Genomic DNA, 12,951 nt, shown 5'->3' with positions numbered 1-12,951 from the left:
CGACGGGCCGCCCGGCCCGCCGGACGTAGTTCCGAACCGCACCGGAGGTATTCGATGAAATTGTCCCGCTCCATCCGCCTGGGCATCGGCGCCGTCGCCGTGGCAGTGGTCGCCACGGCGTGCGGTGGCGACGAGACGCGCAGCGTCTCGCAGTCCGCGGAGAACGGCACCCTGACGGTCGGTATCAAGTTCGACCAGCCGGGCCTGGGCCTGCGCAACCCGGACGGTTCGTTCAGCGGGTTCGACGTCGAGGTCGCCGAGTACGTCGCCGGCCAGCTCGGTGTCCCGCCGGAGAACATCACCTTCAAGGAGGCTCCTTCGGCCCAGCGCGAGACGCTCATCCAGAACGGTGAGGTCGACTACGTCGTTGCGACCTACTCGATCACCGATGCCCGCAAGGAAAAAGTGGACTTCGCAGGCCCGTACTTCATCGCCGGACAGTCGCTCCTCGTGCGCGCGGACGAGACCGAGATCACCGGTCCCGAGACGCTCAGCGGCGGCAAGCGCCTGTGCTCGGTGGCGGGTTCGACCCCGGCCCAGAACGTGAAGGACAACTACGCGCAGGACGTCCAGCTCCAGGAGTTCGACACCTACTCGCTGTGTGTCGAGGCGCTGCGCAACGGTGCGGTCGACGCGGTGACCACCGACGACATCATCCTCGCCGGTTACGCCGCACAGAGCCCGGGCGACTTCAAGGTCGTCGGTGAGCCGTTCACCACCGAGCGCTACGGCATCGGTCTCGCCAAGGGCGACGACGAGTCGCGCAACGCGATCAACGACGCGATCGAGGAGATGATCGCCAGCGGTGCATGGGAGGCCGCATTCCAGGAGACCGTCGGCGCCTCGGGCTACGAGCTCCCGGAGCAGCCCAGCGTCGATCGTTACTGAGTGTCGATCGTCACCGCGCACGGGTATCACCACCCGTCACGTCCGCCGGTGCGGCCGGTCCGTGAGTCCACGGACCGGCCGGACCGTTCCGGACTCCCATCCGTCCCCTCGATCCCGGAGTGACCTGTGGATCTGTTGAGCAAGTACAGCAGCCAGCTACTCGACGCGTTCTGGACCACGATCCAGTTGACCGTCATCTCGGCGATCGGTGCACTGATCCTCGGAACGATCCTCGCCGGAATGCGTGTGTCCCCCATCCCCGTGGCGCGTGCCGTCGGCACCGCCTACGTGACGATCTTCCGCAACACCCCGCTGACCCTGATCATCATCTTCTGCCTGTTCGGTCTGTCCCAGACACTCGGTATCAAACTGGCTTCGGAGTCGTCGCCGACATTCCTGGTGGACAACAACTTCCGGCTCGCCGTGCTCGGCCTGAGCGTCTACACGGCGGCGTTCGTGTGCGAGTCGCTCCGCTCGGGCATCAACACGGTCTCGCTCGGGCAGTCGGAGGCCGGCCGCTCGCTGGGCCTGACCTTCAGCCAGAATCTGCGCCTGATCGTCCTTCCGCAGGCGTTCCGCGCGGTCATCGCCCCGCTCGGTTCGGTGCTCATCGCGTTGACCAAGAACTCGACGATCGCCTCCGTCATCGGCGTGTCCGAGGCCTCGCTGCTGATGAAGACGATGATCGAGAACGAAGCGGCCATCTTCGTCGTCGGTGGCATCTTCGCGCTCGGATTCGTCATCCTCACCCTTCCCACCGGCCTGTTCTTCGGTCGGCTCAGCAAGCGATACGAGGTCGCCCGATGAGTGCACACGGAACCGTTCTCTACGACGCACCGGGACCCCGCGCCAAGGCGCTCTACCAGATCCTGTCGGTGGTCGTGGCCGTGCTCCTCGTCGTCGCCGGCTGGATCGTCTACCGCGCACTCGACGCCAACGGGCAGTTGACAGCGGCCAAGTGGGAGCCGTTCGTCGAATCGTCCAGCTGGACCACCTATCTGCTGCCCGGCATCCGCGGCACGATCATCGCGGCCGTCGCATCGATCGTGCTGGCACTCGTGCTCGGCACGGTCCTGGGCATCGCGCGCCTGTCCGACCACCGGTGGGTCCGCTGGATCGCCGGCGCGATCGTCGAGTTGTTCCGCGCCGTCCCGGTGCTGATCCTGATGATCTTCGCCTACCAGGTGTTCGCCGAGTACCGCGTCTTCAAGTCGGGGTATCTCGCGCTCGCGGCCGTCATCACCGGCCTGACCCTGTACAACGGCTCGGTCATCGCCGAGATCGTGCGCGCAGGCATCAGGTCGCTCCCGCGCGGTCAGAGCGAGGCGGCCTTCGCGATCGGCATGCGGAAGAACCAGCTCATGCGGCTGATCCTGCTGCCGCAGGCCGTCACGGTCATGCTCCCGGCGATCGTGTCGCAGATGGTGATCGCGCTCAAGGACTCGGCGCTCGGCTACCTCATCGGCTATGTCGAAGTGGTGCGTTCCGGCCAGCAGCTCGGCGCGTTCTTCCAGAACTACCTGCCGTCGCTGCTGGTGGTCGCTGCGATCATGATCATCCTCAACAGCGCGCTGACGCAGTTCGCGGTCTGGCTCGAGAAGCGTCTGCGATCCGGAAAGCGCAAGAAGGGTGCCGTGCCGGCCGAGGATCCGGGAACCGTTCCGACCATGACGGTGCCGGGCCTGGACCTGACCGGCGAGGGCCGGAAGTAACGCTTCAGTCGTGCGGGAGGTCGCTCGCGTCGGCACCGAACGTCGCGAGTTCCTCCCGCACGACGTCGAAGGCCATCCCCTGCGCGTAGCCGCGTCGGGCCAGCATCCCGACCAGCCGCCGTACCAGCTTGTCGCGTTCGGCCGCGATCTCGCGCCGGTCCCCCTCGGTGGGCAGCGGCGGCTGGGTACGGAGCTTCTTGCGGACCAGTTCGATCGCTCGCTCGCGTTCGTCGGCGGTGTCGATCTGCTCGAGGGCCGCGGCCGCATCGTCGGCGTCGATTCCCTTGCGGCGCAGTTCGAGTGCGATCGCGCGCTTGCCCTTCCCCGCATGCAGATGCCGTGACCGTGCCCACTGGTTCGCGAAATCCGCGTCGTCGATCAATCCGACCTCGGTGAGACGATCGAGGGCGCGCTCCGCGACGTCGGACGCGAAACCCTTCTGCTCGAGCTTCGTCGCGAGTTCGGATCGGCTGCGTGCGCGATCGGTCAGCAGACGGAGGCAGACGTCCTTGGCCTGCGCTTCGGTGCCACCGCCGGGCAGTTCCTGCTCGGTGCGGGCCGAGCGACGCCGTCCGCGTCGTTCGCGCCGTGCTTGGGGCCGTCGTTCCTCGGGGTCGTCCATGACGCGCACAGTAACCGGACCCACCGACAGCGCAGTCGCGTGCGGATACGCCGCGGGGGCACGGACGCAACGTGCGTCCGTGCCCCCGCGGGTTCTGGGCGGTGACTAGAAGTCGACCGGCTCCTCGACATCGCTCGGATCGGTGAGAACGGCACCGATGCCGAGCTTCTCCTTGATCTTCTTCTCGATCTCGTCACGCACATCGGTGTTCTCGAGCAGGAACTTGCGGGCATTCTCCTTGCCCTGCCCCAGCTGGTCGCCCTCGTAGGTGTACCAGGAGCCGGACTTACGGATGAAGCCCTGGTCGACACCCATGTCGATGAGCGAGCCCTCCTTCGAGATGCCCTGGCCGTACAGGATGTCGAACTCGGCCTGCTTGAACGGAGGCGAGACCTTGTTCTTGACGACCTTCACACGGGTGCGGTTGCCCACCGCGTCGCCGCCGTCCTTGAGCGTCTCGATCCGGCGCACGTCCAGACGCACCGAGGCGTAGAACTTCAGCGCCTTACCGCCCGTGGTGGTCTCGGGCGAGCCGAACATCACGCCGATCTTCTCGCGCAGCTGGTTGATGAAGATCGCGGTGGTGCCGGAGTTGTTGAGCGCACCGGTCATCTTGCGCAGCGCCTGGCTCATCAGGCGGGCCTGGAGACCGACGTGGCTGTCGCCCATCTCGCCCTCGATCTCGGCGCGGGGCACGAGCGCCGCCACCGAGTCGATGACGATGATGTCGAGCGCACCCGAGCGGATGAGCATGTCGGCGATCTCGAGGGCCTGCTCACCGGTGTCGGGCTGGGACACGAGCAGGGCGTCGGTGTCGACACCGAGCTTGCGCGCGTAGTCCGGATCCAGGGCGTGCTCGGCGTCGATGAACGCCGCGATGCCGCCGGCGGCCTGCGCGTTGGCGACCGCGTGGAGGGCCACCGTCGTCTTACCCGACGATTCCGGGCCGTAGATCTCGATGACGCGCCCGCGCGGCAGACCGCCGATACCGAGAGCCACGTCGAGTGCGATCGACCCGGTGGGAATGACGGCGATGGGCGGACGGACGTCCTCGCCCAGGCGCATCACCGAGCCCTTACCGAAGCTCTTGTCGATCTGCGCGAGGGCGAGCTCGAGCGCCTTCTCGCGGTCGTGAGCCTGTGCTGCCATCTTGGTCCCCTTAATAGAATCTCGTCCTTGTTGTCGACGACGTTAGAACCCGGCACCGACAAGTTCGCTGTCGCGACCGCGGAAACGCCGCATCTGTGGATGGAATCACTACCTGTGGACAACACCCATCCGGCGCTCCCAGCATAGCCGAACACGTGTTCGAAATCCGGTCGCTTCGTGTACGTGAGGAATGGTCGCATCCCGGTCGGACAGAAAATCGACACCGGCACCGACTCCGGTCGGAACGCCCCGGCCGGTTCCGGGCCTACCGCCGTACGGGCGGGACGTCGAACTCGTCGCAGAGCGCGCGCCACACCTCGCGGGGTTCGCGCCCCGCCTCGATCGCCTCGGCCGCCGTCCGTCCACCGAGCGAGAGCAGCACATGATCGCGCAGCAGGGCATCGCCGTGCATCTGTCCGAACTCGTCCCGGACCACCTCGTAGAACTCCGTCAACCGCACCCCGACCACGGTAGTCGCGCGTGCTGCGGCACGACAGTCAGTCCACCGCGGCCTCGCATACCGCGACCGGATCCTCCACGTCACCGGCGCCGTCCGCGGCCGCACGCGCCGCGGCGGCGAAGTCCGGTGACGACAACACGGTGTCGATCGCGGAGCGGACCGCAGCCGCCTCGAGCGGACGGACCACCACCGCACTCCCCTGCCGTGCGGCGCGGTTCGCCAGCTCCCACTGATCACCGCCCCCGGGCACGATCACCGCCGGAACCCCCGCACTCAACGTCTTGGCAAGCATCCCGTGCCCGCCCCCGCACACGACGACATCGGCCTGCCGGAGCAGGACGTCCTGCCTGCCACGACCCGAGACGGCCCAGCTCGGAAGCGCCTGCTGCGGGGGATCGAGCATCGTCGCGGCGACCCGCATCCCGGCACCGTCGAGTGCGTCGCAGACCGTCTCGACCATCCCGGTCACCCCGGTCACCGCGGTCGACGGCGCGACCATCACGAGAGGTCCGTCACCCGGCGGCGGACCGAGGATCTCCGCGGTGGGTTCCCACAGCAGCGGACCGACGACGTGCGCGTGCCCGGGCCAGTCGGGGCGGGACACCTCGAGTGCCGGCAGGGTGGCGATCAGCCGGGCCCGGGGCCCGGGATCGCGCGCCGGCAGACCGATCCCGACGCGTGCGGCCGAACGCTCGCGCTCCCCCTGCCGCAGCGATCTCGCGGTCATCGCCCGCAACGCGGCGTCCCTCAACCGGCCCCGCACGCCCGTGCCCACATCGAGACCGCTGCCGATCGGCGGGAGCCCGCGCGACGGCAGGTACAACGGGTGCGGCGAGAGCTCGACCCACGGGATCCCCAGGCGCTCGGCGGCCATCCCTCCGCCGGCCGTGAGCACGTCCGCCACCACGAGGTCGGGTAGCAGGGCTCCGAGATCCGGGAGCATCTCGCTCGCGATGTGGGCGGCACGGGCGTGGATCTTCGCCCCCGCATCGCCGTCGTCGTCCCCGAGCCGGGGCGCGAGCCCCTTCAACTCCGCGAACGTCACCCCGGGCAGTTCGAGGCCGAGCCATCGTTCGCCTGTGAAGACGACCGCGTCGTGCCCGGCATCCGCGAGCCGCAGCGACAACGCGATCGCCGGAATCGCATGACCCGCATCGGGCCCGGCCACCACCGCCACTCGCACGCGCACAGCCTGCCACATCCCGTGCACGCGGGAGAGATGTCACCGCACCGTCGTGGGACGTCCCCTATCCCGCGAAGGTGTACAGCTCGAATCCGGCGGCCCGAGCGGCCGGGAAGCCCGGCAGGGGTGCGGACGACCGCTCCACCTGCTCGCGGGCCTGCTCCTCGGCGCTCCTGTCGTCGAGGGCCTCGAGATAGCGGCGGTGCGCCGAGAGCGACTCGACCGCCACCTCGACCGTGTCGGTGACGTCCACCGCGTGCGTCGGAGACGTCGTGGCGACCGCCACCCACCGCACCCCGGGCCAGGCTTCGAGACCGGCCTCCGCGAGTTCCGGGAAGATCCACTCGTTCGCGGCGTCGGCGACGGCGTCGAGCACGGCCAGCCCGACCGCACGGTGGTCTGCACTGTTGAGGATGCCGGGGAACCAGGTGAGCCCGAAGTTCCCGGTCACCACCATCTCGGGTCGGTGTCTGCGGATGCTCGCCGCGATGTCGCGTCGCAGGTCGAGACCGGCGACGATGTGCCCGTCGCGGTGGCCGAGGAACTCCACGGAGTCCACGCCGACGATCCGCGCGGATTCGCGTTCCTCCGCCTCCCGCAGGGGGCCGCACTCCTTCGGGTCGAGCCCGGCGATCCCGGCCTCCCCGCTCGTCGCGAGGACGTAGCGCACCTGCTTGCCCTGCCAGGTCCATCGGGCCACGGCCGCGGCGGCACCGTATTCGATGTCGTCGGGGTGCGCGGCGATCACGAGTCCGTCCTGCCAGTCCTCCGGTACCGCCTCCACAGCTGCCCCCTTCGTCCTACAGACGTGTCAGGTCGTGCTTGTCACCTCCCGATACTGCCTTGTACAGCAGGTATCCGCCGAAGATCACGGCGCCGAGTACGAGAAAGCCGATCAGGTTGTCGAGCAGGGCGCCGAGTACGGCGAGGCCGACCCACACCACCGCGACGATTCCTACGATCTTCCAGAACATTGGGTACTCCCACCCTCGATGCCGGCCGCTTCCGCGCCGGACTCCGTTTGCTCGGTACGCCTCGATCCTGACAGCTCGGGCGACGAAAAACAGCAGGTCAGCACAGATATCAGGGAAAGATCAGGGGACACCCGGAGACGCACCCCGGTGTGGCCCGGGGCATCCGCAGACGGGTCGGTGACCCGCGGCACGTCGTCACGGCTTAGGCTCTACGGGTTCACCGTCCGATCGGAAGGCTGAGTAATCGTGTCCTCGTCCCGCCGTATCCCCGCGCGCGACCTCGCGCAGATCGCCGTCTTCGCCGCCCTGATCATCGCCCTGGGACTGCCCGGTCAGATCAGCATCGGTTCGTCCGGCGTGCCCATCACGCTGCAGACCCTGGGCGTGATGCTCGCGGGTGCACTGCTCGGCGCACGCAAGGGTGTCCTGTCGGTGCTCACCGTGATCGTGCTGGGACTGGCGCTGCCCGTACTCGCCGGCGGCCGCACGACCCTCACCTCGCTGGCCGGTCCCACGGTGGGCTTCCTCATCGGCTGGATCCCCGCCGTCGCCGTGATCGGCTGGCTGAGCATGAAGATGCTGCCGCGCTACCGCACGCTGCCGGGTGTGGCCGTCAACGTCCTCGGCGGCATCGTCGTGCTCTACGCCTTCGGTATCGCGGGCATGGTCCTGCGCACCGATCTCACGGTGTGGGCCGCCGCCGCTGCCAATGTCACCTTCCTGCCGGGCGACCTGGCCAAGGCGGTCGTCGCCGCGGCGGTCGCCGCCCAGGTGCACCGCGCCTACCCCGCACTGGCGGCACCGCGCATCGCACCCCGCCCCGCCGCGGATCCCGCGCACTGACGCCGCCGACCGACCGTCGATGAGCGAGATCCGATTCCGGGAGGTGCGGCACGCCTACGGCGACCGCACCGTCCTCGACGGGGTCGATGTCGTCCTCACCGAACGACGCGTCGGCATCGTCGGTGCGAACGGCAGCGGCAAGTCGACGATGGCACGGATGATCAACGGCCTGCTCGTCCCGTCGTCCGGGTCGGTGACCGTCGACGGCCTCGACACGGCCCGCAAGGGCCGGGAGGTCCGTAGGAAGGTCGGATTCGTCTTCACCGACCCCGACCACCAGATCGTCATGCCCACCGTGGCCGAGGACGTCGCCTTCTCGCTGCGGCGCAGCGGACTCGGCAAGGAGGAACGCGAGGCCCGGGTACGGCAGGTCCTCGCAGACTTCGGGCTCGCGGGACACCACGACCACCCCAGTCACCTGCTCTCGGGCGGTCAGAAACAGTTGCTCGCGCTCGCCGCGATCATGGTGACCGACCCGGCGGTGCTCGTCGCCGACGAACCGACGACGCTGCTGGACCTGCGCAACACGAAGCTCATCGCGCGCACCTTCGCGAGCCTGCCGCAGCAGGTGATCGCGGTGACCCACAATCTCGATCTCCTCGCCGACTTCGATCGTGTGCTGGTGGTGGACTCCGGGCGGATCGTCGCCGACGACGAACCGGCGTCCGCGCTCGCGTTCTACCGGAATCTGATCGGGTGAACACCTTCGGCCTCTACCACCCCGGACACTCGGTCCTGCACCGGCTTCCGGCGGGAGCGAAACTGCTCGCGGTCGCAGCGCTGATCCTCGCGCTGACCCTGTGGATCCGGCAGCCCTGGCAGGTGCTTCCCGCGCTGGCACTGGCCGTGCTCGCGTACGCGGCGGCGCGCATACCTCCGCGTCTCGCCGTCGTGCAATTGCGGCCGCTGGTGTGGATGCTGGCGATCATCGCAGCGTTTCAGGTCCTCGTAGCGGGGTGGGAACGGGCGGTCGTGATCTGCGGGTCGCTGCTCGTGGCGGTCGCTCTGGCCGCCCTCGTGACCCTCACGACGCGGACCACCGAGATGCTCGACGCGATCGTGCGGGCGGCCCGTCCCCTCGCGCGCGTCGGGGTCGATCCCGACCGGGTCGGACTCGTACTGGTGATGACCGTCCGCGCGATCCCGCTGATCGGCACCGTGATCACCCGCGTGACAGAGGCACGCAAGGCGCGCGGTCTCGGATTCTCGTTGCGGGCCCTCGTGGTTCCAGTGGTGGTGGGAGCGCTGCGCACCGCCGAGGCGATGGGTGAGGCCCTCGCCGCTCGTGGTGTGGACGACTGACAGGTGTCGACGACCGACGTGTTCGGCTCGCGGTGTCGATGACGGAAATGTTCCACCCCTCAGGGGCGGTAACGCTGCTCGATCTGCCCCAACTCGCGCCAGGACTGCGCCCAGCTCTCGAGCTTGTCGGAGGTGGCGATCAGTTCGGCGCGTCGCTGGTCGAGCACCGCCAGCGACCGGTTGCCCTCGGCGGTCGCGGCGAGGCGTGCGGCGGCGGCGACGAGTTCCTCGAACTGGTCGACACCCGTCCCGAGACGCTCGCCCGCGTCGACGATGGCAGCGGACAGATGGGTCTTCGCGGCCGCACTGCCCCGCGCGGCGGATTCGAGGGCCACGACATCCTCGACGACGGCATCGAGTGCGGCTGCGGCTGCGCGGGCCGCGTCGTCGATCTCGGTGAGGTCGTCGGGAGCCACGGAGTTCGACCGCACGAGCACACCGAGCAGACGTCGCAGGCTCTCCTCGTTCGCCGCGAGGCGTTCCATCGGAGCACGGGCGACCGAGCCGGCCGGTGGCAGCGACCGGCGACGCGGCGGCGGTGGGGGCAGCGGCACCGCATCGAGACGACGGAACGTGCGGACGGCGAGGACGGCGGGCACCGCGAGAGCCGCTGTCGCTCCCCCGGCCGCGACGAGCGTCCATTCGGGAGCCGACGCGACGGCGAGGGTCGCGGTGCCGATCGCAGTGGTGCCCGAGCCGGCACCGAAGAAACTCGCGCGTCGACGCGCGCGACGCTTCTTACGCCGCAAGCGGGCGGCGGGATCGCGCCAACGGCGCGCGGCCTCCATCGCGGTGTCGGTGGCGTCGCGGAACGCAGAGACGACCGAACCGGGGATGTTCCCGGTCCGGTCGTCTCCGGAGTCGTTCACGGCGGATCAGTTCCGAGGCGTACGGATCACCGGCCGGTGGTACCGGCCGCGTTCGGGGGCTCTTTGCGCGTGTCGACGGCAGGGTTGGCGGGAGTACCCGGAAGCGCCTCGCCCTTCATCGACGCCCGGATCTGCTCGAGGCGGCTGTGGCCGGCCATCTGGACGGTGGCCTGCTGCACCTCGAGCATGCGGCCCTGCACCGAGTTCTGGGCGAGCTCGGCCGAACCGAGAGCGTTGGCGTAGCGACGCTCGATCTTCTCGCGGACGGCGTCGAGGCTCGGAGTGGTGCCCGGAGCTGCGAGGGTGGAATCCATCGAGCGCAGCGACTCGCTCACGCGCTCCTGCATCTTGGCCTGCTCGAGCTGGCTGAGCAGCTTCGTGCGCTCGGCGACCTTCTGCTGCAGCGCCATGGCGTTCTGCTCGACGGCCTTCTTGGCCTGCGCGGCCGCCTGGAGCGACTGGTCGTGCAGCACCTTGAGGTCTTCGACGGACTGCTCGGCGGTGACGAGCTGTGCCGCGAAGGCCTCGGCCGCGTTCGTGTACTGGATCGCCTTCTCGGTGTCGCCCGCCGCCGTCGCCTGGTCGGCCATCATGACGGCCTGGCGAGCACTCGCGTTGAGCTTCTCGACCTCGTCCAGCTGGCGGTTGAGCTTCATCTCGAGCTGACGCTGGTTACCGATGACGGAGGCCGCCTGCTGCGAGAGCGCCTGATGCTGACGCTGCGCGTCCTCGATCGCCTGCTGAATCTGGACCTTCGGATCGGCCTTCTCATCGATCTTCGAGTTGAAAAGCGCCATCAGGTACTTCCAGCCCTTGACGAAAGGATTAGCCATGGGTGTGATCCTGCCTCCATCTGGTACGCCGCGCCGAACGCGACCCGGTACGCGGCCCTCGCGCCCCGGTTCGAAGATCGCCGGTCCGCTGCTACCCCCGACGACCCACCTGCCCCGGCCGGGTCCGTGCACGCACCACGCCCCGGTCGATGTCGCTTACGACCGTATCCGGCGAGGCCGGCACGGTTCGTGATCCATGTTAGGCGGCTGCCAGCGCCTGCGCGGCGGGTGCAGGGATCACCATCCGCGGCTCCTGCGCGAGCAACCCGGGCTCGGCGGTGGCGCCGTCGTCGGACCGCTCGGCGGATGCCGTGGCGGCTGCGGTGGTCTCCATGTCCGTGCGACGGTCGAGGCCGTCCGCCAGCAGACCGCTCACGTCGAACAGCACGTCGGACAGCGGGACCTCCAGTGCGTCGCAGATGGCCGCGAGCAGTTCGCTCGAGGCCTCCTTCCTGCCGCGCTCGATCTCCGAGAGGTAACCGAGGCTGACCCGGGCGCTGCTGGAGACTTCGCGCAGGGTGCGGCTCTGCGAAACACGGGTGCGCCGAAGGCTGTCACCGAGTGCCTCACGCAACAACAGCGCCATCCCATCCTCCTTCGTCCGTCGTGCCGACACCTCGTCAACGCACGACGACGCTGCGAGGTTCCCGCAGACCGATCGGACCTCGATACCGCGGTGTCCAGACATTACAACGCCGACGGCGGTTGCAGACGTCCGAGTAGTCCCGACACAGCGGTGTCGTCCGCGCCGGGCCCGATCCCGCACATCCCGCCCGTGGTTACCGGGCGTGGTTACCGGGCGTCCTCACCCACCGTGCGACCGTCGTCCGGCGTGTCCCGAGTGGCTGCGCCCTCCCCCGTGACGTCCTCCCCCGTGACGTCGTCTGCACGGCCGCTCTCGCTCCGGCGCACCCCGGTACGCAACCGGATCGCCTGGACCACGTAGTCGAGTCCCGTCACCACTGTCAGGGCGACCGCCAGGATCATCAGGCCGATCGCCACCGGCGCCACCGATTCGGGCAGCGGCAGCAGGTAGACGCCGATCGCGAGCGTCTGCACCAGGGTCTTGAGCTTTCCGCCGCGACTCGCCGGGATCACGGCGTGCCGGAGCACAGCGAACCGCAGGGCGGTGATCCCCAGCTCCCTGGCCGCGATGATCCCGGTGACCCACCAGGACAGGTCGCCGAGCAGCGACAGTCCGACGAGTGCGGCACCGATGAGTGCCTTGTCGGCGATGGGATCGGCGAGTTTGCCGAAATCGGTGACGAGGCCGTGCTTTCGCGCGAGTTGACCGTCGATCCGGTCGGTGATGGCGGCGATCGCGAAGACTCCGGTCGCCGCGAGCCTCCATACGGTGTCGTGCCCGTCGCCGACGAAGAGCAGCACCAGGAAGACCGGTACCAACGCGATCCGACCCACCGTCAGGATGTTGGCGATGTTCCACAACGGCACCGGATCGTGCGGGCTCCCGGCGTGCGGTCCCGGTGCGGCGCCGCTCCCGCCCGACGCGGTGACATGCTGGCGGGGCGTGCTCATGTGCCCCACAATATCGGTAGCTGCACGCGCTACTGTTCACCGCATGACGACACCGCCGACGAACCACGACTCGAACGATCGAATGGTCGTCCGGCGCGCCCGAACCTCCGACGTGCCCGAGATCAAGCGGCTCATCGACATCTACGCGGGCAAGATCCTGCTCGAGAAGAATCTGGTGACCCTGTACGAGGCCGTCCAGGAGTTCTGGGTGGCCGAACTCGCAGGGCAGGTCGTCGGTTGCGGTGCCCTGCACGTGCTGTGGTCGGATCTCGGCGAGGTACGCACCGTGGCCGTCGACCCGTCGGTCAAGGGCCACGGCGCGGGTCACCTGATCGTCGCGCGCCTCATCGAGGTCGCCCGCGAGCTCGAGCTGGAACGATTGTTCGTGCTCACCTTCGAGGTGGAATTCTTTGCGCGGCACGGTTTCGCGGAGATCCAGGGGACTCCTGTGACGGCCGAGGTCTACGCGGAGATGTGCCGGTCGTACGATACGGGCGTCGCGGAGTTCCTGGACCTGAGCTATGTGAAACCGAACACGCTCGGGAACACCCGGATGCTCCTCACCCTCTGATCGAGACCA

Annotated in this window: 17 protein-coding genes; 7 read left to right on the top strand and 10 right to left on the bottom strand. The window is 68.7% G+C overall.

Annotated elements, in window-relative coordinates:
- Window positions 1-54 precede the first annotated feature (54 nt).
- From CKW34_RS09965 to CKW34_RS09955, 3 genes are all read left to right on the top strand, one after another.
- Entirely contained in the window at window positions 55-888 is an 834-nt protein-coding gene (locus CKW34_RS09965) for a glutamate ABC transporter substrate-binding protein (protein WP_059381249.1), read from the top strand.
- Window positions 889-1,014: 126 nt separating this feature from the next.
- A complete protein-coding gene (locus tag CKW34_RS09960) occupies window positions 1,015-1,695 on the top strand; it encodes an amino acid ABC transporter permease (RefSeq protein ID WP_059381248.1) in 681 nt (226 codons plus the stop codon).
- Window positions 1,692-2,600: an amino acid ABC transporter permease gene (locus tag CKW34_RS09955; protein WP_059381247.1), complete on the top strand. Its 909-nt coding sequence runs from the start codon at window positions 1,692-1,694 to the stop codon at window positions 2,598-2,600. The genes CKW34_RS09960 and CKW34_RS09955 overlap by 4 nt, the downstream gene beginning before the upstream one ends.
- A 4-nt stretch (window positions 2,601-2,604) precedes the next feature.
- Here CKW34_RS09955 and recX read toward each other — a convergent pair whose 3' ends face one another.
- The 6 genes from recX to CKW34_RS24470 all read right to left on the bottom strand — a co-directional run bounded on the left by recX (window position 2,605) and on the right by CKW34_RS24470 (window position 6,988).
- Window positions 2,605-3,222 (bottom strand): recombination regulator RecX, encoded by a 618-nt coding sequence (gene recX / locus CKW34_RS09950; RefSeq protein ID WP_059381246.1) that lies wholly within the window; start codon window positions 3,220-3,222, stop codon window positions 2,605-2,607.
- Window positions 3,223-3,327: 105 nt separating this feature from the next.
- Window positions 3,328-4,371, bottom strand: coding sequence for a recombinase RecA (recA, locus tag CKW34_RS09945; RefSeq protein WP_059381245.1), 1,044 nt, complete (start codon window positions 4,369-4,371; stop codon window positions 3,328-3,330).
- 265 nt (window positions 4,372-4,636) lie between these two features.
- A complete protein-coding gene (locus CKW34_RS09940; RefSeq protein WP_059381488.1) occupies window positions 4,637-4,831 on the bottom strand; it encodes a DUF3046 domain-containing protein in 195 nt (64 codons plus the stop codon).
- A 37-nt stretch (window positions 4,832-4,868) separates the two neighbouring features.
- Entirely contained in the window at window positions 4,869-6,014 is a 1,146-nt protein-coding gene (locus CKW34_RS09935) for a glycosyltransferase (protein ID WP_197700701.1), read from the bottom strand.
- A 64-nt stretch (window positions 6,015-6,078) separates the two neighbouring features.
- A complete protein-coding gene (locus CKW34_RS09930; RefSeq protein ID WP_059381243.1) occupies window positions 6,079-6,798 on the bottom strand; it encodes a PIG-L deacetylase family protein in 720 nt (239 codons plus the stop codon).
- A 16-nt stretch (window positions 6,799-6,814) separates the two neighbouring features.
- Window positions 6,815-6,988 (bottom strand): hypothetical protein, encoded by a 174-nt coding sequence (locus CKW34_RS24470; RefSeq protein ID WP_167388357.1) that lies wholly within the window; start codon window positions 6,986-6,988, stop codon window positions 6,815-6,817.
- 246 nt (window positions 6,989-7,234) lie between these two features.
- Here CKW34_RS24470 and CKW34_RS09925 point away from each other — a divergent pair, with 246 nt between their 5' ends.
- The 3 genes from CKW34_RS09925 to CKW34_RS09915 are packed head-to-tail and all read left to right on the top strand — an operon-like array spanning window position 7,235 to window position 9,133.
- Entirely contained in the window at window positions 7,235-7,831 is a 597-nt protein-coding gene (locus CKW34_RS09925; RefSeq protein WP_059381242.1) for a biotin transporter BioY, read from the top strand.
- 19 nt (window positions 7,832-7,850) lie between these two features.
- Window positions 7,851-8,531, top strand: coding sequence for an energy-coupling factor ABC transporter ATP-binding protein (locus tag CKW34_RS09920; protein ID WP_016692684.1), 681 nt, complete (start codon window positions 7,851-7,853; stop codon window positions 8,529-8,531).
- Window positions 8,528-9,133 (top strand): CbiQ family ECF transporter T component, encoded by a 606-nt coding sequence (locus CKW34_RS09915; protein WP_059381241.1) that lies wholly within the window; start codon window positions 8,528-8,530, stop codon window positions 9,131-9,133. The genes CKW34_RS09920 and CKW34_RS09915 overlap by 4 nt, the downstream gene beginning before the upstream one ends.
- 59 nt (window positions 9,134-9,192) lie before the next feature.
- Here CKW34_RS09915 and pspM read toward each other — a convergent pair whose 3' ends face one another.
- The 4 genes from pspM to pgsA all read right to left on the bottom strand — a co-directional run bounded on the left by pspM (window position 9,193) and on the right by pgsA (window position 12,371).
- Window positions 9,193-10,002 (bottom strand): phage shock envelope stress response protein PspM, encoded by an 810-nt coding sequence (pspM, locus tag CKW34_RS09910; protein ID WP_080968162.1) that lies wholly within the window; start codon window positions 10,000-10,002, stop codon window positions 9,193-9,195.
- A 26-nt stretch (window positions 10,003-10,028) separates the two neighbouring features.
- Complete coding sequence (gene pspA, locus CKW34_RS09905) at window positions 10,029-10,835, bottom strand: phage shock protein PspA (protein ID WP_006551283.1); 807 nt, start codon at window positions 10,833-10,835, stop codon at window positions 10,029-10,031.
- 199 nt (window positions 10,836-11,034) lie between these two features.
- A complete protein-coding gene (locus CKW34_RS09900) occupies window positions 11,035-11,421 on the bottom strand; it encodes a helix-turn-helix domain-containing protein (RefSeq protein WP_059381240.1) in 387 nt (128 codons plus the stop codon).
- Between the two features lie 206 nt (window positions 11,422-11,627).
- Window positions 11,628-12,371: a CDP-diacylglycerol--glycerol-3-phosphate 3-phosphatidyltransferase gene (gene pgsA, locus CKW34_RS09895; protein WP_059381239.1), complete on the bottom strand. Its 744-nt coding sequence runs from the start codon at window positions 12,369-12,371 to the stop codon at window positions 11,628-11,630.
- A 43-nt stretch (window positions 12,372-12,414) separates the two neighbouring features.
- On the opposite strand from pgsA, the gene CKW34_RS09890 reads away from it, so the two are divergent.
- Window positions 12,415-12,942: an amino-acid N-acetyltransferase gene (locus tag CKW34_RS09890; protein ID WP_226949806.1), complete on the top strand. Its 528-nt coding sequence runs from the start codon at window positions 12,415-12,417 to the stop codon at window positions 12,940-12,942.
- Window positions 12,943-12,951: the final 9 nt, after the last annotated feature.

Origin of the sequence: Rhodococcus rhodochrous (genome assembly GCF_900187265.1) — a bacterium.
Lineage (GTDB): Bacteria > Actinomycetota > Actinomycetes > Mycobacteriales > Mycobacteriaceae > Rhodococcus > Rhodococcus rhodochrous.
This window is presented reverse-complemented; position numbering and strand designations above follow the sequence as displayed.

Coding starts and splice junctions, on each gene's coding strand:
- CKW34_RS09965 (WP_059381249.1), top strand. CDS start 55: ATGAAATTGTCCCGCTCCATCCGCCTGGGCATCGGCGCCGTCGCCGTG.
- CKW34_RS09955 (WP_059381247.1), top strand. CDS start 1,692: ATGAGTGCACACGGAACCGTTCTCTACGACGCACCGGGACCCCGCGCC.
- recX (WP_059381246.1), bottom strand. CDS start 3,222: ATGGACGACCCCGAGGAACGACGGCCCCAAGCACGGCGCGAACGACGC.
- recA (WP_059381245.1), bottom strand. CDS start 4,371: ATGGCAGCACAGGCTCACGACCGCGAGAAGGCGCTCGAGCTCGCCCTC.
- CKW34_RS24470 (WP_167388357.1), bottom strand. CDS start 6,988: ATGTTCTGGAAGATCGTAGGAATCGTCGCGGTGGTGTGGGTCGGCCTC.
- CKW34_RS09920 (WP_016692684.1), top strand. CDS start 7,851: ATGAGCGAGATCCGATTCCGGGAGGTGCGGCACGCCTACGGCGACCGC.
- pspA (WP_006551283.1), bottom strand. CDS start 10,835: ATGGCTAATCCTTTCGTCAAGGGCTGGAAGTACCTGATGGCGCTTTTC.
- CKW34_RS09900 (WP_059381240.1), bottom strand. CDS start 11,421: ATGGCGCTGTTGTTGCGTGAGGCACTCGGTGACAGCCTTCGGCGCACC.
- pgsA (WP_059381239.1), bottom strand. CDS start 12,371: ATGAGCACGCCCCGCCAGCATGTCACCGCGTCGGGCGGGAGCGGCGCC.
- CKW34_RS09890 (WP_226949806.1), top strand. CDS start 12,415: ATGACGACACCGCCGACGAACCACGACTCGAACGATCGAATGGTCGTC.